Origin of the sequence: Pseudocalidococcus azoricus BACA0444, assembly GCF_031729055.1 — a bacterium.
GTDB classification, from domain to species: domain Bacteria; phylum Cyanobacteriota; class Cyanobacteriia; order Thermosynechococcales; family Thermosynechococcaceae; genus Pseudocalidococcus; species Pseudocalidococcus azoricus.
The window spans coordinates 13,755-35,487 of sequence record NZ_JAVMIP010000009.1; the positions used below are offsets into that span (position 1 = coordinate 13,755).

At 49.1% G+C, this 21,733-nt stretch carries 21 protein-coding genes and 1 other RNA gene; 10 read left to right on the forward strand and 12 right to left on the reverse strand.

Annotated elements, in window-relative coordinates; genetic code table 11:
* Positions 1-15: 15 nt before the first annotated feature.
* Together RIF25_RS09825 and tsaE are read right to left on the reverse strand one after the other, a co-directional pair.
* Positions 16-1,284, reverse strand: a complete 1,269-nt coding sequence (locus RIF25_RS09825; RefSeq protein ID WP_322878365.1) for a metallophosphoesterase family protein — start codon at positions 1,282-1,284, stop codon at positions 16-18.
* 123 nt (positions 1,285-1,407) lie between these two features.
* Positions 1,408-1,872 (reverse strand): tRNA (adenosine(37)-N6)-threonylcarbamoyltransferase complex ATPase subunit type 1 TsaE, encoded by a 465-nt coding sequence (gene tsaE, locus RIF25_RS09830; protein WP_322878366.1) that lies wholly within the window; start codon positions 1,870-1,872, stop codon positions 1,408-1,410.
* Positions 1,873-2,039: 167 nt separating this feature from the next.
* On the opposite strand from tsaE, the gene RIF25_RS09835 reads away from it, so the two are divergent.
* The 5 genes from RIF25_RS09835 (at position 2,040) to RIF25_RS09855 (ending at position 6,667) form a co-directional block, all read left to right on the forward strand.
* Complete coding sequence (locus RIF25_RS09835) at positions 2,040-2,753, forward strand: biliverdin-producing heme oxygenase (RefSeq protein WP_322878367.1); 714 nt, start codon at positions 2,040-2,042, stop codon at positions 2,751-2,753.
* Positions 2,754-2,901: 148 nt separating this feature from the next.
* Positions 2,902-3,108 (forward strand): type II toxin-antitoxin system HicB family antitoxin, encoded by a 207-nt coding sequence (locus tag RIF25_RS09840; protein ID WP_322878368.1) that lies wholly within the window; start codon positions 2,902-2,904, stop codon positions 3,106-3,108.
* Positions 3,105-3,314 (forward strand): type II toxin-antitoxin system HicA family toxin, encoded by a 210-nt coding sequence (locus RIF25_RS09845; RefSeq protein ID WP_322878369.1) that lies wholly within the window; start codon positions 3,105-3,107, stop codon positions 3,312-3,314. The genes RIF25_RS09840 and RIF25_RS09845 overlap by 4 nt, the downstream gene beginning before the upstream one ends.
* Positions 3,315-3,343: 29 nt before the next feature.
* Positions 3,344-4,339: a zinc-dependent alcohol dehydrogenase family protein gene (locus tag RIF25_RS09850; protein WP_322878370.1), complete on the forward strand. Its 996-nt coding sequence runs from the start codon at positions 3,344-3,346 to the stop codon at positions 4,337-4,339.
* A gap of 171 nt (positions 4,340-4,510) precedes the next feature.
* A complete protein-coding gene (locus tag RIF25_RS09855; RefSeq protein ID WP_322878371.1) occupies positions 4,511-6,667 on the forward strand; it encodes a CHASE2 domain-containing serine/threonine-protein kinase in 2,157 nt (718 codons plus the stop codon).
* A gap of 22 nt (positions 6,668-6,689) precedes the next feature.
* Here the strand turns inward: RIF25_RS09855 and RIF25_RS09860 are convergent, their stop codons facing one another.
* Positions 6,690-7,172 carry a hypothetical protein gene (locus RIF25_RS09860; RefSeq protein WP_322878372.1) on the reverse strand — a complete coding sequence of 161 codons (483 nt, stop codon included), beginning with the start codon at positions 7,170-7,172 and terminating at the stop codon, positions 6,690-6,692.
* A gap of 210 nt (positions 7,173-7,382) precedes the next feature.
* Positions 7,383-8,198 (reverse strand): carbon dioxide-concentrating mechanism protein, encoded by an 816-nt coding sequence (locus RIF25_RS09865; protein ID WP_322878373.1) that lies wholly within the window; start codon positions 8,196-8,198, stop codon positions 7,383-7,385.
* A 190-nt stretch (positions 8,199-8,388) separates the two neighbouring features.
* Here RIF25_RS09865 and RIF25_RS09870 point away from each other — a divergent pair, with 190 nt between their 5' ends.
* Both RIF25_RS09870 and RIF25_RS09875 read left to right on the forward strand, forming a co-directional pair.
* A complete protein-coding gene (locus RIF25_RS09870; RefSeq protein ID WP_015124692.1) occupies positions 8,389-8,541 on the forward strand; it encodes a hypothetical protein in 153 nt (50 codons plus the stop codon).
* 63 nt (positions 8,542-8,604) lie between these two features.
* Positions 8,605-9,936 (forward strand): helix-hairpin-helix domain-containing protein, encoded by a 1,332-nt coding sequence (locus tag RIF25_RS09875; RefSeq protein ID WP_322878374.1) that lies wholly within the window; start codon positions 8,605-8,607, stop codon positions 9,934-9,936.
* A gap of 27 nt (positions 9,937-9,963) precedes the next feature.
* Here the strand turns inward: RIF25_RS09875 and RIF25_RS09880 are convergent, their stop codons facing one another.
* Both RIF25_RS09880 and rodA read right to left on the reverse strand, forming a co-directional pair.
* Entirely contained in the window at positions 9,964-10,176 is a 213-nt protein-coding gene (locus RIF25_RS09880; RefSeq protein ID WP_407682386.1) for an NAD(P)H dehydrogenase subunit NdhS, read from the reverse strand.
* 111 nt (positions 10,177-10,287) lie between these two features.
* Positions 10,288-11,601, reverse strand: a complete 1,314-nt coding sequence (rodA, locus tag RIF25_RS09885; protein WP_322878375.1) for a rod shape-determining protein RodA — start codon at positions 11,599-11,601, stop codon at positions 10,288-10,290.
* Positions 11,602-11,907: 306 nt separating this feature from the next.
* Between rodA and petG the strand changes: the two genes are divergently transcribed.
* The 3 genes from petG to der all read left to right on the forward strand — a co-directional run bounded on the left by petG (position 11,908) and on the right by der (position 14,946).
* Positions 11,908-12,021 (forward strand): cytochrome b6-f complex subunit V, encoded by a 114-nt coding sequence (gene petG / locus RIF25_RS09890; RefSeq protein WP_015124688.1) that lies wholly within the window; start codon positions 11,908-11,910, stop codon positions 12,019-12,021.
* A gap of 148 nt (positions 12,022-12,169) precedes the next feature.
* Positions 12,170-13,399 (forward strand): methionine adenosyltransferase, encoded by a 1,230-nt coding sequence (metK, locus tag RIF25_RS09895; RefSeq protein ID WP_322878376.1) that lies wholly within the window; start codon positions 12,170-12,172, stop codon positions 13,397-13,399.
* A 209-nt stretch (positions 13,400-13,608) separates the two neighbouring features.
* Positions 13,609-14,946, forward strand: coding sequence for a ribosome biogenesis GTPase Der (gene der, locus RIF25_RS09900; protein ID WP_322878377.1), 1,338 nt, complete (start codon positions 13,609-13,611; stop codon positions 14,944-14,946).
* A 94-nt stretch (positions 14,947-15,040) separates the two neighbouring features.
* On the opposite strand, the gene ssrA is transcribed toward der, so the two are convergent.
* From ssrA to RIF25_RS09930, 6 genes are all read right to left on the reverse strand, one after another.
* Positions 15,041-15,429, reverse strand: a transfer-messenger RNA (tmRNA) gene (ssrA, locus tag RIF25_RS09905).
* Between the two features lie 83 nt (positions 15,430-15,512).
* Complete coding sequence (locus RIF25_RS09910) at positions 15,513-17,411, reverse strand: FAD-dependent oxidoreductase (protein ID WP_322878378.1); 1,899 nt, start codon at positions 17,409-17,411, stop codon at positions 15,513-15,515.
* Between the two features lie 219 nt (positions 17,412-17,630).
* On the reverse strand, positions 17,631-19,154 hold the full coding sequence (locus RIF25_RS09915) for a hypothetical protein (protein ID WP_322878379.1): 1,524 nt from the start codon (positions 19,152-19,154) through the stop codon (positions 17,631-17,633).
* 149 nt (positions 19,155-19,303) lie between these two features.
* Positions 19,304-19,651, reverse strand: coding sequence for a ribulose bisphosphate carboxylase small subunit (locus RIF25_RS09920; protein ID WP_322878380.1), 348 nt, complete (start codon positions 19,649-19,651; stop codon positions 19,304-19,306).
* A 24-nt stretch (positions 19,652-19,675) separates the two neighbouring features.
* The gene (gene rcbX / locus RIF25_RS09925; RefSeq protein ID WP_322878381.1) at positions 19,676-20,092 is read right to left on the reverse strand and encodes a RuBisCO chaperone RbcX; all 417 of its coding nucleotides are present in this window, start codon (positions 20,090-20,092) and stop codon (positions 19,676-19,678) included.
* Between the two features lie 87 nt (positions 20,093-20,179).
* Positions 20,180-21,607 carry a form I ribulose bisphosphate carboxylase large subunit gene (locus RIF25_RS09930; RefSeq protein ID WP_322878382.1) on the reverse strand — a complete coding sequence of 476 codons (1,428 nt, stop codon included), beginning with the start codon at positions 21,605-21,607 and terminating at the stop codon, positions 20,180-20,182.
* Between the last annotated feature and the right edge of the window lie 126 nt (positions 21,608-21,733).

Below are 21,733 nucleotides of genomic sequence, written 5' to 3' on the forward strand. Positions count from 1 at the left end.
TTGCCCCGCTGAGAGTTAACCTTTCGTCCTGATGTTAAAGGATTCGCCCAGGGGTTGTTGATTTAGTTCCCAGGCCTGGGCTTGCCAACCCTCATTATTAGCTGTGAGAGTCATATAACCGAAATTTGCACTGGCCTGGCTGCTTTGAATCGTCTTCCCAGCAATAGTTTTCCCAACCAGGGGCGTTATGATCGGCTCATTTAACTCTGTCCCACTATTCCCCACAATAATTTGCCTGGGATCTGCGCCAAAGTTAAGAGACTGATAGAGATGAATATGTCCAGAGAAAATAGTATTAAGGGCAGTCAGATTCAGAGAAGAAACGGCTTGCTGGAGTGTGGCATTGATTCGATATAACGTCCCCTGAGCCGCTTCCCCAATTCCCCACACCGGCCGATGGGTGAGGAGCCAGGTTGGGCTGGAGTTGATTTTGAGAAAGGGGGAAAGTTGCTCCCGATAGGTTGCCGCAGAGGTCGGTTGTGCAATCAGGTCTTCAGCAGCGGCAGAATCCAACACGATGAGATTCAGGGGTGATAGGGGAATCTGGTAGGCCGGGGTGTAGTCTGAGCAGGGAGTGGGTTGGGGCCGAGGATCGAGAAAGTGAAACCAACCTTGTCCCCCACGGCTACACAGTTCATGATTTCCCCGCAGAAACACCCAAGGGGCCGCAGACAAAAGGGGTTGGGCTGGTGTGAAAAAGTCGGCATTCCAGGCCGGCCAGTTATCGCCCCAGGGACTACCTACACAACCGGCATGACCAGCTGGACAAGGAGCTTCTCGGTAATAGTAATCTCCCACATGGATAATCAGGTCAGGCTGCCAGGCCGCGGCTTCATGAGCAATCGTGGCCCAAGGCCAGGCCTGGGGGTCATTACAGGCTTGAAACTGTTTTCCCTTGAGTCGGCAGCCCGTATCCCCAACGACGAGAATTTTTTCGATCTTGGCTTTGGGCAATGCTAAAGGAGATGTCCCAATCCTGGCCTGGGTTGTACCGGGGGGAATTGTGGCTTCACAGACCATCACGGGAAACGCTACATTAGCTGCCCCATGAACGGTCATGGCCTGGAGTTGCTGATCAATGCGAATATCTGGGCAAGTTTTAGCAGTTGTGATCACTCTGGCAAGGGGAATAGCCTCTGGCCCCAACTCCACCCAGGCCTGGCTCAGTAGTTCTCCTTGACCGAAGAGAGTAGGCACAGTGGCCCAACTGCCCCAGCCCACCACGGACAAAAGCAATCCCAGCCCAAAGGCCCCGATCCATTTCCAGCGGTGACGCGCCAACATTACCGAACTTTGCCATCTTGCATGGGTTGAAACCTCTCTAGGGTATTACTGTCCTTTCTCCAGGCGAGGGGTTCAGTGATAAACCGTTACATAACATTCCAGGCCAGCAGATTTATCGCCATTTCAAGCGGTGATGACTTGCCAGGCCAATGCGCGCTGCCCTTCATCCAGCGTAGTTAACTGAAGCTCAATCACTGGCCCAGGGATGGGGAAAAGCTGCCTTAAGGTTTTCGGCCACTCAATCGCCACCAATCCCAAGGGAACGTCCGCCCCCTGCCAGTACACCTCAGGATGAAGAGCAAGGATTTCCGGTTCCGACAGGCGATAGAGATCAAAGTGATAAAGGGGTAAACGTCCCTCAAAATATTCCTGGATTAGGGTGAAGGTGGGACTGACAATCGGGTCGCTAATTCCTAGACCCAGGCCCAGACCTTGGACAAAGGTGGTTTTGCCGCTGCCTAAATCCCCATTCAGTAAAATCGTTGTGCCCGCGGGTAGATTCTCTCCCCAAGATTGGGCGAGGGCCTGGAGTTCCGCTTGGGTCAAGGGGATGGGAGTAAGGGATAGAGCCAGATCTGGCAAGGCCATAAAGGAGATAATCACCTCGTGATGAACGGTAAGGAGAAGCAGCGAAACTTAAAAATTTTTAACAAAAGGCACTGGCATCTCGGTTTAGGCTAGACATTAGGGCTACGAAGCTGAGAGCCATATAAACATTTTTTGCAAACCTTAACGCATCAATGGAACGGTTAACAATGAGCAGCAATTTAGCAATGCAACTTCGGGAAGGCACCAAAAAGGCTCACACCATGGCGGAAAACGTGGGCTTTGTCCGTTGCTTCCTTAAAGGGACGGTAGAAAAAACCTCCTACCGCAAGCTGGTTGCCTCCTTGTATTTTGTTTACAGCGCCATTGAAGCGGAAATGCAGCGGTTGCAAACTGATCCGATCATCAGCAAAATTTATTTTCCCGAACTCAACCGGAAAAATAGCCTCGAGCGGGACTTAGCCTTTTACTTTGGCCCCAATTGGCGCGACCAAATCAGCCCTTCTCCCGCCACCCAGACCTATGTTGCCCGCATCCATGAAATTGCTGAGTCAGCCCCTGAACTCTTGATTGCCCATTCCTACACCCGCTATATGGGAGATCTCTCTGGGGGACAAATTCTCAAGGGGATTGCGGAACGGGCCATGAACCTGACTGATGGCGGCACTGCTTTCTATACCTTTGAAACCATCACCGATGAAAAAGCCTTCAAAGCGAACTATCGGCAAAATTTGGATGATCTGGGTCTGGATGATGAAACCATTGCCCGGATTGTGGAAGAAGCGAACGATGCCTTTGGGATGAATATGCGCTTGTTCCAAGAACTGGAAGGCAACTTAATCAAAGCTATTGGGCAGTTGTTGTTTAATTCCCTAACTCGCCGGAAAATGCAAGGCAGCACCGAATTGGCCACCGCCGAGTAATGCATCTATCCGGCTCCAAGCCACGATTAAGCTCTGAAACTGAATGATTTAACGGGGGAGATGATTTTTACATCTCTCCTTTTTTGTGCAAGGTAGGATCAAGAGACATGAAAAAATCCTAGCAGTATGGATGTTGTAAGTTAATTCCATGAAAATTAAAGTCGTTATTTGGCAAGAGGATGGGGTTTGGTGTGGTTCCGTGCCAGCTTTACCCGGTAGTCACACCTGGGTTGAAAGCTATGAAGACCTCTTAGAAATGCTCAAGGAAGCTATTATTGGTTGGTTGGAGGTTGCCAGTGAAGATAGCAATATGGAGGTTAATTCTGAAAAGCAACTTGTTGAACTATCGTTATGAAGTCGGTTTCAGGAAAGACCTTTTGCCGGATTGTTGAACGTTATGGTTGGGTTTTACGGCGGCTTATGGGCAGCCATCATATCTATTCTCAAAAAGATTCTACGGTTCGCCTTGTCATGCCTGCGCATGGTAATCGAGACCTACCCATTGGCACTCTCAAAAGCCTAATGCGGTATGCGGGGCTACAAGAAGAAGATTTGCAGTAATGTAGGTTTTGCAATTTCCAGGATTGGTTATGAAAGCAATTTTGTTCCGCCAACCCGGCCCGGCCTCTGTCTTAGAACTCAGTGAAATTCCCAGACCCCAACTTGAAAACCCCGATGAAGTTTTAGTTAAACTCAAAGCCGCCGGAGTCAACCCGATTGATACCAAACTACGTCAACGGGGAACGTTTTACCCGGAGTTAATGCCTGCAATTTTAGGTTGTGATGGGGCGGGGGTGATTACGGAAGTCGGATCTGAAGTGACCCAATGGTGTGTGGGTGATGAAGTGTTATTTTGTCAAGGGGGATTAGGTAAGCGGTCTGGAACCTATGCTGAATATGCGGTTGTCTTTAGTCATTGCCTGGCCCGTAAGCCCCAACCTCTTTCCTTTACCCAAGCTGCTGCCTTACCCCTCGTCACCATCACGGCCTGGGAAGCTCTTTATGATCGGGCCCAACTGCAACCCGGCCAACGGGTTTTAATTCATGCTGGAGCCGGGGGAGTGGGTCATATTGCCATTCAGTTAGCTAAATTATCTAGGGCCGAAGTTGCCACCACCGTGAGTTCTACAGCTAAGGCTGAATTTGTTAAAACCCTCGGGGCCGATCTTGTCCTGAATTACCGAGAAACAGGCTGGCAAGGGGAATTACTGGCCTGGACAGGGGGAGAGGGAGTAGATGTGGGGTTTGATACAGTCGGTGGCGCAACTTTTTCGGAGACCGTTGCCTTAGTCAAGCCCTATGGTCAAGTTGTCACCCTCTTAGAGCCAGGCCCCGAAACCAATTGGAAGCTGGCCCGCCGCAAGAATTTGCAGATTAGTTTTACCCTGATGCTCACTCCAGAACTGGATAACCTTAAGTCGGCGCAAGTCCATCAAGCCCAACTTCTCCAACAGGCCATCGGTTGGGTCTTTTCCGACTATCTACACATTGAGGTTGCAAAAACATTTCCCTTGGGGGCTGTTGCCGATGCCCATCAGTTTTTGGAATCAGGACAGGGCCTGGGCAAGATTGCTTTAGTCATTTAAGGTATCGAAAAACCTAGATGGAGTAAATAATGGAGTAGGCTAATTTCAACCACAAGAATCCGCCACTATTGCGGGATTGAGGCTGTCTCCACCGATGAAGATCTCAGGCATCTGGCCAGTCATAGATCTTTCTTACTTGTCCTACCCTAGCCTTCATATGGATAACGCAATATGACTCCCAAACTGTGGCAAGGCTCTGCTCCCTTTTTGATCATTACCTTGGTGATCACGGGTTTGGTGGTAGGACTTCGCCAAGCGGGTGGCCTCCAACGGGTAGAGTTAAGGACTTATGATCTACTCCTCCAGGCCCGTCCTGATCCAGGCCCTGACCCCCGCCTGCTGACGGTTTTGATTACCGAAGATGATATTCAAGCTCAAAAGACTTGGCCCCTCAAGGATGCCACCATTGCCCAGGCCTTCCGCACCCTCTTAGCCGCCAATCCACGCGCCGTTGGCTTAGACATTTTCCGAGATTTACCCGTTGAGCCTGGCCACGCCGAACTGTCCCAGCTATTTGCCACCGACAACCGCCTCATCCCGATTTGTAAAGCTGCCTCTACCGATAGTCAAGAAGTGGGGCCGCCGCCAATGATTCCCCAAACGCAAGTGGAAGCTCAGGTGGGCCTGGTCAACATTCCCGTCGATATTGATGGAGTGGCCCGCCGTAACTTGTTTTTGGTTAGTCCCAGCCCTGGCCTCTGTCAGACTCCCTATTCCCTTGCCTTACAACTCACATTGCACTACCTGGCCAAGGAAAATATCGTCCCCAAACTCACGACCGCTGGTCTGTTGCAACTGGGTCAGGCTGAATTTCCCACCTTAAGCAGCAATTCCGGCGGTTATCACAATTTGGATGCTCGCGGGGCCCAGATCATGCTGAATTATCGCTCTGGCCAGGCGGTTTCTGAGACAGTCACTCTTACGGAACTTCTCAAGGGAAAAGTGCCAGCCAGTCAAATTCAGGATCGAGTCATCTTGGTGGGAGTTGCTGCCGCTAGTTTGAAGGATTCCTTTTTAACGCCCTATAGTGACTCGGCCAATAACTCCCAACTGATGCCTGGGGTCACGGTTCATGCCCAAATGGTGAGTCAGTTTCTGAGTACAGTCTTGGATGGTCGCCCCCTGATTTGGTCTTGGCCAGCTTGGGTTGAGGTAATTTGGGTCTGGGTGTGGGCAGGTGTGGGTGTGGGCCTGGCCTGGCGACTTCGCCAACCCCTCTGGCTCGGTGGGGCATTACTCGCGTCTTTGGTGGTTTTAGGCGGAGTGGCCCTTGGGGCGATGTTGGCCTCTGGCTGGATTCCTCTAGTCCCACCCTTCTGGGGCCTGGTTTTGGGGGCAGGGGTAACGATTTCCTATGTCAACTATCAGGGGCAACAGGAGCAAAAACGGTTTTTACAACGGGTCAAGGAACAGGAAGATGCCCTAGCCGTGTTAAGGTCGCTACTGGCAGAAAATACCGCCGCCAATGTTCAAGCCGCAACACCCATTACAGAGATTAAAAATAAGCCCAGTTCCCTCCTTAGCGGTCGCTATCAAATTAAAAAAGTGTTGGGATCGGGTGGCTTTGGCCGAACCTATTTAGCGGCAGATACGCAACGGCCTGGACAACCGATTTGTGTGGTTAAGCATCTCCGTCCGGGGCGTAAGGACGAACGGTTTATGCAGGTGGCCCGGCGTTTATTTGCAACTGAAGCGGAAATTCTTGAAGCTCTCGGACGCTATGATCAAATCCCCCTATTGCTGGCCTATGTTGAAGAAAATCAGGAGTTTTACTTAGTTCAAGAATTTATTGACGGCACATCCCTAAGCCGAGAGCTAACCAAGCCATTACCCGTGGCCTGGGCTATAACGTTTCTCCAGGATTTGTTAACAACCTTAAGTTTTGTCCATAGCTATCACGTTATCCACCGGGATATTAAGCCGGATAATCTCATTCGCCGAACCAGTGACCATAAAATTGTTCTGATTGATTTTGGCGCTGTTAAGCAGATGCAGCCCCCCCAAAAAGACCAGGCCAGTTCGGCCCAAGACAGTACGGTGATTATTGGCACGATGGGTTATGCGCCACCGGAACAACTGGCGGGCCAACCGGGATTAAATAGTGATCTTTATGCAGCTGGGATGATTGCGATCCAGGCCTTGACAGGGGTAAAACCACGGGACATTGAACGGAATCAGGAAACGGGAGAACTGGACTGGCAAAAGCATATCAGTGTTGACCTGGGCCTGGCCACGATCCTTAACCGCATGATCCGCTTTAATTTTACAGAGCGCTATCAATCAGCCCCTGAGGTTTTAGGAGATTTAGGAAAGCTGCGAGTGAAATAGCCTGGGTGGAGATAACGTCTGCCTAGCGACGGGTGCGTGATGACCAAATTGGATCCCCTGGCAAGTAAATCACCAAGTTGCCATCATTTTGCATGACCACAAAGGATTCTCGCCGCCCCACGGTTCCTGAAGACCATAAGGGTGACTGGCCTGGACTGTACAGCACTAAATTGCCATCATTTTGCATCACCAGTCGTTCAACAGCCCGATTATTTGTTTTGGATGACCATAGAGGAAATTCCTGACCACCCCGACGTTCATAAACAACTAAGTTGCCATCACTCTGCAACCGCAAAAAATAAACACCATTAGTCGAAGCTAAATATTCGCCTGGACGTAGAACTTCTCCTGGGTTGAGCCGATCTGATCCAGCCCCAGCCATGACCATCATTGCCCCCCAGGCCAGAATCAGGGATGCACCTACTCCAACAGTGGTTAACTTAAAAACTTGGCGCGACAAAACCTTGAGCATTTTTAAACTATTCAAAACATCCAACTGCACCATACCCTAAAAAAAGTCTTAGTTAAGCTGAGAGAGAAGAGAACAACACAACGTATTTTGAATAGATAAAAGCCACTGGGCATTACGGATTAGACCCTTATTTAGAGCCTCTATGTCTTAATCTATATGAGTAGAGCTACAGAGAATTTAAGGATATCTATAACTTTGAAAAGTGAAAATAGCTATCCCCCACTCATTGATGGCTGACCCGCATTAGGCGGACGGTGGGTTTTTCCTGGTACGGCTGGCCCTTGGTTTTGGAACTGGGGTAGGTTCAACAACGGCAGGCACGGCTTCAGCAATGGGTTGTTCTAGGGCTAGGGGTTGACTTGCCGAGGCAGGTTGGATCAAAACGGGGGCGGTTTCTTTTTGTTTAAGGCTCAGGGGAATCCGAATCGGTTGCAACTGCTCCAATAAACAACTGGCCAAGGGTAGGGTTTGATCCAATTCATCCAAAGGCCGTGGTACAAGCATGACTGCATGGAGTTCACCAATCCGGTCTGCTGCGGCCATCCCCGCCTCAAGAGCCATTGCTGCATTGGAGGCCGTTCCCCGAACAATCACCGTACAGAGGCCCGCCCCAATCACTTCATAGGCCGTCAGCACTACCTCAGCTGCTTTGAGCATGGCATCAGCCGCCCCGACCATGGCCGGAAAGCCCCTTGTTTCCAGTAAACCCACCGCATGACTACTGAGCCGATGTCCTGAATGTTTCCCGGTCAATTCCGCTAAACGACTACCAATGGGCAGAATCTGATCCAGGTTCGGGTCAGGGCGGGCTAAAACCAAGGTGGATAATTCTTGTCCAAATTGGCTGGCCCGTTCAGCCCCTTCCGCAACGGCCAAACGCACATCGGAAATATTGCCCCGCACAATTGCTGTACAGTGGCCACTACCAATTTTTTCATAGCCAATCAGATGGACATCAGAGGACTTGAGCATATGATCGGCAATCCCGACAATGGCCGGAAAACTTTGGGCCGATACTAAACCCAAAGCCAAATCAGTGTAGTCGGTGGGACGATTCATTCCGGTTGTTTGTAGGATATAAAGGCTGTGGCTTCATTTTACCGTGAGTCTCTTGTTTCCTGGGGTTGGGGCAGAATTAGCAATTGGGGCCTGGGCCGCAATTGGAGAAAATAATCAGGTCAGCAACCCTAATTTCCCCCGGCAGATTAACCAAGCTAAAATAGGGCAGAGTCTCTCTGGTAGTTAAGCCATGCGACCTGTGATTACATCTGTGGCGGTAGTCCTGGCCCTAGTCTCAATCTATGCCTGGGGTAACTTTTGGCTGCGGAATCTTGGGGCCTTCTCAGTCCTGGTACTTTGGTATTTCGCAGTTCTCCAACCCCCCAAGCAATCAGGCTTTTGAGGTAAGTGAGGACTGGGATGTTTCCCCTTGGCGATCAAGGATATTAACCGGAGGACAGGAATCATGGTCAAAATTATTAGTCGCCGCAGTTTAGGTATTCAACCGGTCTATGACATTGGTGTGGCAGAGGATCATAATTTTGTGATTCGGGGGGGCCTGGTGGCCAGCAACTGCTTTAATAAGTCCCACTCCACCGCCTACGGGTACGTCACCTTCCAAACAGCCTACTTGAAGGCCCATTACCCGGTGGAGTACATGGCGGCCCTCCTTACGGCCAACAGTGGTGATCAAGATAAGGTTCAACGCTATCTGGCCACCTGCATGACGATGGGGATTGAGATTCAACCACCGGATATTAATCGCTCTGGGGTGGACTTTACACCGATTGGGCAAAGTATTTTGTTTGGCTTGTCGGCGGTGCGTAACGTTGGCCTGGCGGCGATTGAAGCGATTTTGGCAGCCCGTCAAGACGGGGGAGAATTTCAATCCCTAGCCGATTTTTGTGATCGGGTTGATCCACGGGTGGCCAATAAACGGGCGGTGGAAGCCTTAATTTCATCTGGGGGCTTTGACAAAATTGAACCTAACCGCAACCAACTCCTCCATGATCTGGAACTGGTGCTGGAGTGGGCCCAGGGGCGGGCTAAAGATCGGGCGGTGGGGCAAGGCAATTTGTTTGATATGTTCGGTGGCATGGCCGCGGAAACCCCCACTAGCAGTTATGAAGCGGCTCCCAAAGCTCCCCCGGTGGCAGATTTACCCGATGGGGATAAGTTACGAATGGAAAAAGAACTGCTCGGTTTTTATGTTTCAGATCATCCCTTAAAAGGAGTCCAAACTGCAGCCCGGATGTTAGCCCCCATTAACCTTGGCGACCTAGATCAGCAAGGAGATCAAAGTCTCAGTGCCATTGTCTTAATTACAGAGCTAAAACCGATTGTCACCAAAAAAGGAGATCGGATGGCGGTCATCCAAATGGAAGATCTCACGGGTAAAGCCGAAGCAGTGGTTTTTCCCCGAACATTTGAGCGGATTGGGCATTTACTAGCAGCAGATCGACGGCTGATGGTTTGGGGCAAGGTGGATCAACGGGATGATCGGCGGCAATTTCTGATCGAGGATGCCGAACCCATCGAAGAAGTACGGATGATTATGGTTGAACTCCCCCCAGCCCAGGCCAGTGATCTCCAGGCCCAGCATCGTCTTTCCGAAATTCTCAAAGCCCAGGCCGGCGAAGCACCTAAAATCCCCATCATTGCCAAAATCACGGATCAACACCAGGCCCAGTATGTCCGGTTGGGGGCCCAGTTCCGGGTCGAGTCCGATGCAAGAACCGTGACAGCCTTGAACCAGGCCGGATTTGTAGCAAAATCTTCCCAATTAGTCCCAGCGTAGTTTTGAGTCGAAATTAGCTTAGGAGAATTACTTTTTCTTGCCCTTAGGTGGTTCTTGGGGAGTTAACTCAGCCAGCCGAAACGTCACCAGTTTGTCCCAATTCCCGCCTTCAAATAAAACCGCTGCTTTCCCATCTGTGATCCGCTGCACCAGGCCTTGAAAGCCATAGTAGGTATCCCCAGGATTAATCACTTTCACAATGGTTCCGGGCAAAATCAAGGTCTGAGTTAGGGCTGCCATAATAAAATATCCTTGTTGAGTCGTGACAAGATAGATAATAGTCTAGCCTAGAGTGGCTTATGTCATTGCAAATATCATCTCAGGGAAACCCTGCCTAGAACATTCTCCAAGTTAGGGACGGCGATTGGTCTGACGCGGACGAAAATTAGCCACTGACTGCACCAGGCCCAGGGCAATGGCATTGGCCATCAGGGAGGAGCGACCATAACTCAACCAAGGTAAGGGGATCCCTGTCACAGGGGAGAGGCCAATGGTCATACCAATGTTAATCACCACCTGAAAAATGATCATTGCGAACATCCCGATGGCAATCAGGGAACCAAAATCATCCGCGGCACTGTTGGCAATTTGAATAATCCGCAAACAGATAAACCAGAATAGGACCAGAACTAGAAAAGTCCCAATTAAGCCAAATTCCTCACCAATGGCCGAAAAGATAAAATCCGTATGTTGTTCGGGAATGAACCCCAATTGGGTTTGCGTGCCATGATTTAAGCCCCGTCCAAACAACCCCCCGGCCCCCACCGCAATCCGAGACTGAATCAGGTGATAGCCCCCCCCAAGGGGATCTTTATCGGGGTTGAGAAAGAGGGTAATCCGGTCTTTTTGATAGTCGTGGAGTAAATTCCAGAGGACTTGCCCCAGGCCCCCACTGGCTAAATTTAATACCCCGGCCCCAACCGCCCCCGTCAAGCCCAAGGGCAAACACCACCAGGCCAAGATCGCCATGCCCACTACCCAAGCCAACCAGAGCCAAAGGGAGAGATTGTAGGGCAACGCCAGTCCCAGGATAATTGCTGAGACTAAAGGAGAAATCATCAGGACAATCCAGCCCCCGTGAGCATTGGCCCAATAGAGCATTCCCACTGTAATTGCCACAAATACTAAAGCTGTGCCTAAATTAGGCTGGGCTAAAATTAAGCCCATTGGCAGGATCAAGGCTCCCACAACGCGGGCAATTCCCAATAAATTATTGGCCGGCCGCCGATTTAACAAAGCTGCGATAGTGACAATCACCCCGACTTTGGCAAATTCTGAGGGTTGGACATTAAAGCCCCCAATCTGAATCCAGCGTTGGGCCCCCAAGGCCGTAACCCCAAAGAGAGAGACCGCCACCAAAGCAAGATTTGTTGCCCCGTAAGTGTACCAATGCCAGGCCTGGAGGGTATCATAGCGCCAGCGGGCAATCCCTAACGTGGTGATCAACGCCACCCCAGCCGTGAGCAAATGATCGAGCCAGTTCATCTCACCTTTATTGAAATCAATGCTGTAAATGGACACGACTCCAATCAAGAGGAGACTGACTACGGCCCCCATTAACAACCAGTCAATGTTTTGCCAGGGCCGCCACCAAACAGACCATCCCTGCCAAAGACGGACAAAATAGGGAGGTTGGCTGGCCGAACGGGAAGGTGAACTAGGCATAGGCAATAAGCAAGTTGCGCCGATAAACGATTAGATGCCTTTAGAGAGGAAAAAACCACTCAAGAGGATAGATTTTTGTCAGTTCCCGATTGAAGATGGAGGTCATAGCCAAGGCTAATGCTTTTGAAGCAGTGACTTCATCGCCTCCGTCAGCCTCCATCTTAGAAGTAGTCTGGTTACTCTAGTCAGGGGATTGACAATAATCATGGGCAGCGGGGGCATCTCTGCGACAAACCGACCGCGACCCCTGTTATAGTAACTTGAGACCGTCTTAGGCGGATTCATTAAATTCTTTCAATGAAAAATATGATTGAACCTTTACTCTGTGGGATTGTTCTCGGTCTAATTCCTGTCACCCTAGCGGGCCTCTTTGTGGCGGCTTATTTGCAGTACAAGCGGGGCGATCAACTCGGAGTCTAACAAAAAACAGTTTGCCTTGAGGGTTTTGACATTTCCCCTCATCCTCAAAACAGGATCAGCCTTTGATAGATGATCGCTCCATTACTTTTAGCAGGAGTGAATCTATCAATTTGAGAAAGAACTAATACTTGGTTAAGGAGTCAGAGAATTGCGGTATCTATTCACCTCAGAATCGGTTACAGAAGGCCACCCCGATAAAATTTGTGACCAGATTTCCGACTCTATCCTAGATGCCCTCTTGACCCAAGATTCTCGGAGTCGGGTGGCGGCGGAAGTGGTGGTGAATACGGGCCTGGTCTTGATTACTGGGGAAGTGACAACCCTGGCCAATGTTAATCTGGTGGATATTGTTCGCCATAAAATTGCCGAAATTGGCTACACCGATGCGGACAATGGCTTTGCGGCCCATAGTTGTACCGTACTCACCGCTTTAGATCGTCAATCTCCAGACATTGCCCAAGGGGTTGACTCGGCCCAAGAGCAGCGGGAAGCCCTAAGTGAATCAGATCTCGATTGCATTGGCGCAGGTGATCAAGGGATTATGTTTGGCTATGCCTGCAACGAAACCCCAGAATTGATGCCTTTGCCCATTAGTCTGGCCCACCGTGCTGCCCGGAGACTGGCTGAAGTTCGCAAAGAAGGAAAACTCCCCTACCTCCGTCCAGATGGGAAAACCCAAGTCACGGTTATTTATGAAGATGGTCAGCCGGTGGGGATTGATACAATCCTGATTTCGACTCAGCACACGGCTACCATTGGGGACATTACCGAAGATAAAGCCATCCAGGCCAGGATTAAAAAAGATCTTTGGGACTATGTTGTCCAACCCATCTTTGCCGATATTGCGCTCAAACCCGATAGCCAAACCCGCTTTTTTGTGAATCCGACCGGGAAATTTGTCATTGGCGGCCCCCAAGGGGATGCGGGTTTAACGGGGCGGAAAATTATTGTTGATACCTACGGGGGTTATTCCCGGCATGGGGGCGGCGCATTTTCGGGTAAGGATCCGACCAAGGTAGATCGCAGCGCGGCCTATGCGGCTCGGTATGTGGCTAAAAATATCGTGGCAGCCGGCCTGGCAGATAAATGTGAAGTTCAATTGAGCTATGCCATTGGGGTTGCTCGTCCGGTGAGTATTTTTATTGATACCTTTGGCACAGGGAAAGTTGATAACCAAGTTCTCCTGGATTTGGTTGAAAAACACTTTGAACTCCGACCAGCGGGAATGATCCAAGCCTTTGGCCTGCAAACCCTTCCAGCAGAACGGGGTGGACGCTTTTATCAAGATGTTGCTGCCTATGGCCATTTTGGGCGGAATGATCTAGATTTACCTTGGGAAAAAACAGATAAGGCAGAGATTTTGAAAGCAGCACTTTAATGACTGGCAACAACCCGATGCAACATTACCTTTCTTGTTAAAAAACTAATTCTCCAAGGGTGGAGGGGTAGTCCTAAATTCAACCTATGAGGTTTTAATTATGACTGATACCTTCAAGCTGAGTTGGGGCTAAAAGCGTTACGATACTAGATCCATTGCGCCTCTTCCAGGCCTCGCTGTGACCAAACCCTTTTCCGGCAAATTTTTCTATGAGTCTTCCGATTGTGGCCATTGTCGGCCGTCCTAATGTTGGTAAATCTACCCTAGTCAATCGGCTCACGGGAGAAATGGCTTCAATTGTCCATGATCAACCGGGTGTGACCCGCGACCGCACCTATCGCCCTGCGTTTTGGCAAGATCGGGAATTTGTGGTCGTAGATACCGGGGGCCTAGTTTTTGGTGATGACAGTGAGTTCTTACCCTTAATTCGCCAGCAAGCGATAGTTGCCCTCAATGAAGCCAAAGTCGCCATCTTCATGGTGGATGGTCAAATTGGCCCAACAGCCTTGGATTTAGAAATTGCCGCTTGGCTCCGACAGCAACCCGTGCCTATTTTACTTGCAGTGAATAAATGTGAATCTCCCCAGCAAGGCCTGGCCCAAGCGGCAGAATTTTGGCAACTGGGCCTGGGGGAACCCTATCCGATTTCCAGTATTCATGGCAGTGGCACTGGCGAACTTCTAGATCAACTCCTGGACTATATCCCACCCACTGATCCCGAAATTACTACTGATGAAATTCGCGTTGCGATTGCGGGCCGTCCCAATGTAGGTAAATCTAGCCTACTTAATGCCTTTCTAGGGGCTGAGCGGGCCATTGTTAGTCCAATTTCTGGAACCACTCGGGATGCGATTGATACGGTTGTGGAGCGGGATGGCCAAACCTATCGCTTAATTGACACGGCTGGAATTCGGCGGCGTAAAAGTGTGGACTATGGCCCAGAGATGTTTGGGGTGCATCGCGCCTTCCAGGCCATCCATCGAGCGGATGTCGTCTTGTTCATTTTAGATGCCCTAGAAGATATTACGGAACAAGATCAACGCCTAGCTGGACACATTGCGGAACAGGGGCGGGCCTGTGTGCTGGTTGTGAACAAGTGGGATGCGGTCGAAAAAGATACCTATACAATCAATGATTACCGTCATCGTGTCTATCAACGCCTCAACTTTGTGGATTGGGCTGAGGCAATTTTTGTCAGTGCCTTGACCGGGCAGCGAGTTAATAAGGTTTTTGACTTCGTGAACCAGGCCGTAGAGCAACATCGCCGGCGGGTGAGTACCGCTGTGGTGAATGAAGTTGTTCAAGATGCCGTCAATGGGCATAGCCCGCCTGCAACCCGCCAAGGTCGTCAAGGGAAAGTGTATTATGCCACCCAAGTCAGTACTCAGCCCCCAACTATGGCTATTTTTGTCAACGATACTAAGTTATTTAAGGACAATTACCGCCGCTATTTAGAAAAACAGTTTCGGGAACAATTGGGTTTTAAGGGAACACCCATCCGATTGCTGTGGCGCGGTAAAAAACCCCGACATGGTGTACCCGAATAGCGAGCACAGTCCTAGTATTATTGACTCAATTGCTTGGACAACATAAAACCGCTCAAGCCCATCAGGAAGAATTAGGCAGTTGCGGATAATATTCAAATGGAGCTGACGGGAGTCGAACCCGTGTCCGCCCAAGTTATTAAGTGTCCTACTCATTCACAGGTTTAGCCTTTCTAATCCTTAGGCGGGAACTGCTCCTTATTCCGAACAGTAGGATTCTCAGAGAGGGTCTTGGTTAATTACTGTCCCCGAGAGCAGTAACTAAAGCATCCGTTGGGGGGTTAATCTATAATCTTTAACGGAGTCAGACTATAGATGCTCGAACCAAAAGAGTGGTATTTAGGCTACAGCAGCAGCTTTACGAGCAAAAGGAACGATGTTGTTCGCAGTTACATTTTTTTGAACTCTTGATTTGCGAGAGGGAGTTCGCTCTCGACCTGTATCATAGAACCCGGTTCACAAGAACGTCGAAACCGTTACAGCCCCGTGTCTATATCTTCAATTATACAGAGCAGAAACTATTGTTGCAGAACAAAAGCTCCCCGAATATGGAATTTGGCCAACAGGGTTCAAGGCCAGGCCTGCCAGTTATCGTTAAAAATTGACATTCTGGGAAAGGCAATCGGATTATCATTGGCTATCAAGTGCTGTTGGAGTTGAGCTAAGGGTTTGCTTTCCAGGGGTAGGGGTTGAATTAAGTCCGGCGGTAACAGGTTCCGTTTCAAGACAAATGCTGCGGCTGTTCCGGCTCCGGCTCCGGCTGACCACTCATAGGCCTGGACTCGATAGGCAGCAGCGGCAATATGACTGACGGCAATATTCTTGCCTGTAGCAATTAAATTATCAATCCGGGGGGGAATCATGGCCCGCAAGGGAATTTGAAAAGGATAGGTTTCCGCTGCCCCTTGGCGTTCTCCCGGCCGTTCAATATTGCCTGGTTTTTCCGGGGGATTTTTTAACATACAGGGATGAAAATCAATCGGATAATGCCCAATCCCCACACTATCGGGATAGAGTCGTGCTCGGGTGCGCCAGGCCATGTCTTGAATTGCCAGTTCTCCCGTCATTACCTTCAGTCCTTGTAAGCCCCCCAGGCCAATGGATAAATCCTGAAACAGTTCCGGTGGTAACTGGGTTTGATAGTAAGGATCTTTGGCGTAGTCCTTCCGAGAAATATCCACCTCGTTTACCTGAAACCCCTGGGGCCAGCCACTGGCATACCGGCCAATCAACCGCCGCCCTTCGCGCACATAGGGAAATTTTGAAAGGCCGTGAGCCGTTCCCATGGGAGAATCCAGGCCAGATAAATATCGTAAATAGGGGTTCGGGCGTTTGGGTTCCGTCAGTTTAGAGTCCGTTGTGCCGCCCCAGAGCCAATAGAAATAGCCTAAGGCCAGGTTTTCCCCGCCGGCTAAACTTTCAGCGCGAATTCCCCCTAACCAGCCCCCTGGATTGAGTTGCCCCTTGGCCTGGAGTTGAGCGCGGGTATAAATCCAGTTATCAGTAGCATTTCCCGGCCCGTAATCATTGCCACCGCCCCAGTTCTGCATCGAAATATCCCCAGGGGTGACGGAGCGGAAATTTTGCCCGACTTTGGCACTGTGGATCCGGCGATAGGTAAACACTAACTCTGGCTCTAGGGCATAACGGGGCAGATCAAAGCTATAAAACGGCTCGAATTGGGGATAAAACTCCGGTTTAGTGTAGTCCTGTGGTGTTGCGGTTGCCTCCATTGCAAAGGTATAGGTGAAGGCCTGGGGGCAGTAGGGATAGGGGGTTTTACTTGACGAGGAGGGGTTTTGGGCATCTACCGGATCAATCCCGAGTTTGTAGGGTAAGTCGGCCAGGCCTAACAGTTCTCCGGTTTCCGTGGCTTCGATGACAATCCAAGGGCGATTCGGGGGCGGCGTGAACTGAATAATCTTCTTCATAAAGTTAACTGAGTCGGTTTCGGTATAAATATCTTTGAGAATTTGCGAGAGTAAAAATGTATTTAGGGGCGGGGCGTTGGCGGCGGGTTGATGTTGGATTGCTCTCAGGGTTTGAATTTGCTCCCCATTTCCCACGGGCTGAATCGTTAACTCTTTGGGTACGGTGTTCAAAAATAGATGGAGTTTCCCTTTACCTTCTTTCTCAGCTTCTGTCAGCATTTGGCTAATGATTTCGTGACCGGCCTGGGGGAGAAAACACACTTCACTCACCCAACAATCACCGGGGCGCGGGTTCTTGGCCTGGGCAATCAGTCGCTGTCGGAGTGTGTTGTAGCCTCTAGGAAAATACAGTAATTCCCGTTGGCGCGGCCGTTCATCCAGAGCCGCAGTCCCCTGAGCCGAAATTTGTCCTCCCAGCCAATCGGTAAGTTCGGTTAAGCAAACGGTTTTTCCCGCTAACAAGGCTTCATAGGTCGCTGCAACACCTGCTAGGCCGCCACCAACAACGAGAATGTCACAGGTGATGTTTTGAGCCATTGGTCGTAACGTGTTTGCCTGGCCTGGTTCAATAACACTCCAACCTAAACTTAGCAAGGTGAGAGAAAGCAAACGAAAACCTAGCTTAACTCTTTCCCCCAAGTGCCTAGCATTCAAACAATTTAGAAAGATTTGAGCAAAAAAGATCATAACAAATTCGGCTTTAGATTTAAGTGATCCGACAATCACCAAGCCTAGACTTACATAATAATGAACAATCTAGGAAGATAATTTTCGCAATGTTGATGCCAGATCACCAAATGTAATTACCTTTAATGAGTATTTTCTTTCAAGGTCGCGAGCAGTATCACGATTTAAGCTATAAAATACAATCAATATTACGTTATCATCTCTACCAAAACGCTCTTGTATGGATTGATAGCGAAGAAAAGACTCTGGACAATCACGATGAGATGCGGACTTACACTCAACAATTAAATACTTTTTGGGAAGCTTGAATATCAAGTCGATCTCGGCATCTAAGTTGCCATTGTTATTTTCTGAGAAGTATATTTTGACCTTTTCAAGATACTCAACCTGTTTTACTACAGAAAGTACTTTTTGTCTGGTAGCAACTTCAAACCAATCACCATTTATAAAATTGCGAACATTCGGATCATCCTTGATTTTGATATTAAGAATATTTGAAGTCTTATCATAATGATATTCTTCAGTTAGCCCATGTTTATGGAATGCCTCGGCCAACTTCAAGCAAGAATTCCTTACGATTTCATGTTTCTTCTCAAAATCAATTTCAATAGTGGTTTCATTCCCGGAGATGGCTTGTTTTATCGCTTGATGTAAAGGAGAAATTTCAGTTTTTTGGAGTTTATCTGCGAGAGATTCAAAACAAGACTGGGAAGAACTACATGACTTGACAGAAACCCCTTTTGATTCAAGCCAGCTAGCTATTGTTGGAAAATTACTAGAGTAAGAATCTTTCTTATGAAGAAATGAGTGATAATCATCCAGAAATTTTCTAAGAAAGACCCATTGGTAATGAAAGTCACCTTTGATAGCTTCTAACCGTTGTGCTAAAAGATTTAACCATTCGATGTAGTCTTGCTTTTGCTGACTATGCAGTTTATGGTTATCGTCAATTGTAGTTTGCAAAATTCCTGAAGTATTAGTAGTATAAGTATCTAAATTTTCTACTACCTTATTTTTCTGTTGAGGGGGCTGATCAATTTTAATAACCTCTGAATTTAGCTGAAGTTGAACAAGTTTTTCTAGATTGATAAGGCTATTTTCAATAGATGCTATTCTTTCTTGATTTTTCTGTTCGTATTGATCCAGTTTTTCGCTAAATTTCGATAAAACAGTCATTAAACTTGCCATGTCAATTTGATCTTTCTTCCTATTCGACTTTAATATCTTATCTGGAGATTGATAACTTTGCCCTAACTGGCGATTATTACGAGAGAACAAAAGAAATAAACTGATTGAGACAGTACTACTTGCTACAAACGTTAGAACGAGAGCAGAAAAACCATGTTTAATGACGATTTGATCCAGAAAAAATTGGGGATTATCTACTTGATAAGTAGATTCAGGGTTAGAGTCTATGGCAGGAGGATTATTTTGGGCAATAAGCGTCTCTGAGGCAATTTCGCGAAAACCTATGTGATGAGTGTTTGCTGCATTAAGCTCTTGATATTTTGGAGAACTACCAGCAAATGTAGAAAGCAGAATAGTGGCCAGGCCTGGAATTAAGACTTGAGGAACAATCCAAGAGTAGGTCATGGGGCTTGATACGACTATTTTTTGAGCATTTTAGCTTATGTGAGCGGCAACCCTGTTCGTTGTATAGAAATTTTAACCTTATGATTCCATAAAAAAAGAGGAGCTAACTGCCCCCCTCTTGATATATCTAATTCAACAGAGTACTGAGATTAGTAACGATAGCCACTCCCGCTTTGGTTAGGTTTGTGAACGATAAAGCTCATCACCTGGCACTGTTTGATGTTGTCAAAGGCGACAATCCGGATGTAGCAGTTGGGATATTCAGAGCGGCATTGTTGGACTTCATTCAAGACTTCTTGGGGAGAAGAGCAATCAAACAAGGGCAACTTCCACATTGTCCAGTAGTAGATTTCAGCGGCAGAGCTTTCGTTAAATTCCACACAGGGGTGGTAGCCTTGGTCGATGGTGTACTGGATTTGGCGGGCAATCTGGGCATCGCTCAAGGGAGGCAAATAGGAGAAGGTTTCGTAACGCCGCTCTTTGGGTAATGTTTTCATAATGTCGTCAATGTCCTCAAAGGTTTAGGAATTAGATTGATGGGTTGAATCGGTCAAATCGGCAGCAGTCGGGCTAGAGGTCTCGGGTGAGGCCTGGGGAGTCGCAACTTGGGTCATCCGTTCCAGTTGTTGACAGCGTTGGTGCAAATTAGCTTTTTGAATCCCAGTGCGTAACATTTCAGGCAGAAAGTCAGCCACTTGATCCGCTAAATCCTCGCGCACCGTCAAAATCCGAAAGGCTAAGTCTTGCTTTTCCTGAAACAGGTCTTGCAAGTAGCGTTCACCATCCTGCACCCGTTCTTTGGTTGTAAACCGTTGTAGCCAGAGAGAGCGTGGCGGGTCTGTTTCGTCCAGTTGGGCAATCACAGTCCGCACGGCCTGGTAAGTTAGGTAACTAATCAGGGTTTTGGCGGTCTCTTTGGCAACGTGCTTGACATCCATAGACTGACCTAGACCAAGGGGGAGAAGCAGATGATATTGGGGATAGGATAACCAACTTTTTCTACTTCCCACCACCAGGCATCTGGCTTAGACGGTATCCACAGCCTCAAATTCAAACTTGATTTCTTTCCAGAGTTCGCAAGCTGCTGCCAATTCCGGTGACCACTTACAGGCTTCCCGGATAATATCGCCACCTTCACGCATCAGGTCGCGACCTTCATTCCGGGCCTGGACACAGGCTTCAAGGGCGACCCGGTTGGCAGTTGCACCCGGCGCATTCCCCCAGGGGTGACCCAAAGTCCCACCACCAAACTGGAGCACAGAATCATCACCAAAGATTTCCACGAGGGCAGGCATGTGCCAGACGTGAATCCCCCCGGAAGCGACGGCCATCACCCCACCCATAGAAGCCCAGTCTTGGGTAAAGTAAACCCCCCGCGAGCGGTCTTGTTCGATGTAGTTTTCCCGGAGCAGATCAATGAACCCGAGGGTAATGGCTTTGTCACCCTCCAATTTACCGACAACGGTACCGGTGTGAATGTGGTCACCGCCGGACATCCGCAAACACTTGGCCAGCACCCGGAAGTGGATCCCGTGGTTTTTCTGCCGGTCAATCACGGCGTGCATGGCCCGGTGAATATGGAGTAACACCCCATTATCCCGACACCAATGGGCCAAGGTTGTGTTGGCGGTGAAACCACCGGTTAAAAAGTCATGCATGATGATCGGCATTTCCAGTTCTTTGGCGAACTCGGCCCGCTTCAGCATTTCTTCACAGGTGGCGGCGGTCACGTTGAGGTAGTGGCCTTTAACTTCGCCCGTCTCGGCCTGGGATTTATGAATGGCATCGGCAACAAAGAGGAAGCGATCACGCCAGCGTTGGAAGGGTTGGGAGTTGATGTTTTCGTCGTCCTTGGTGAAATCTAAACCACCCCGGAGACATTCATAGACTGCCCGCCCATAGTTTTTAGCCGACAAGCCCAGTTTTGGTTTAATCGTACAGCCGAGCAGGGGACGACCATACTTGTTAATTTTATCCCGCTCAACTTGAATCCCGTGGGGTGGGCCTTGGAAGGTTTTCAGGTAAGCAACGGGAACACGCAGGTCTTCCAAACGCAGAGCTTTTAGGGCTTTGAAGCCAAACACGTTCCCGACCAGTGAGGTCAAGAGGTTAGTGACAGAGCCTTCTTCAAATAGATCCAAAGGATAGGCAATGTAGGCAATGAATTGATTATCTTCACCGGGAACGGTTTCGATGTCGTAGCAGCGACCTTTGTAGCGATCTAAGTCGGTCAACAAGTCTGTCCACACCGTTGTCCAGGTTCCGGTCGAGGACTCAGCCGCCACAGCCGCAGCAGCTTCTTCATAGGGGACACCGGGTTGGGGCGTGACCCGAAAGGCCGCTAAGACATCCGTATCTTTGGGGGTGTAGTCCGGTGTGTAGTAGGTGAGCCGATAGTCTTGCACCCCGGCTTTGTACCCAGCTTTACCGGGGGCTTTTTGTGCGTAGGACATAAAATGAGCTTCCTCTTGGTTTAGTCACCTGTACATCAAACAGGTGGTGCGTCGCAAAATCCAACCCTACAGTTTTGAGATCACTCCCAGGCCCAGTGTTCCTAACATCATTAGCCATAAAAATCA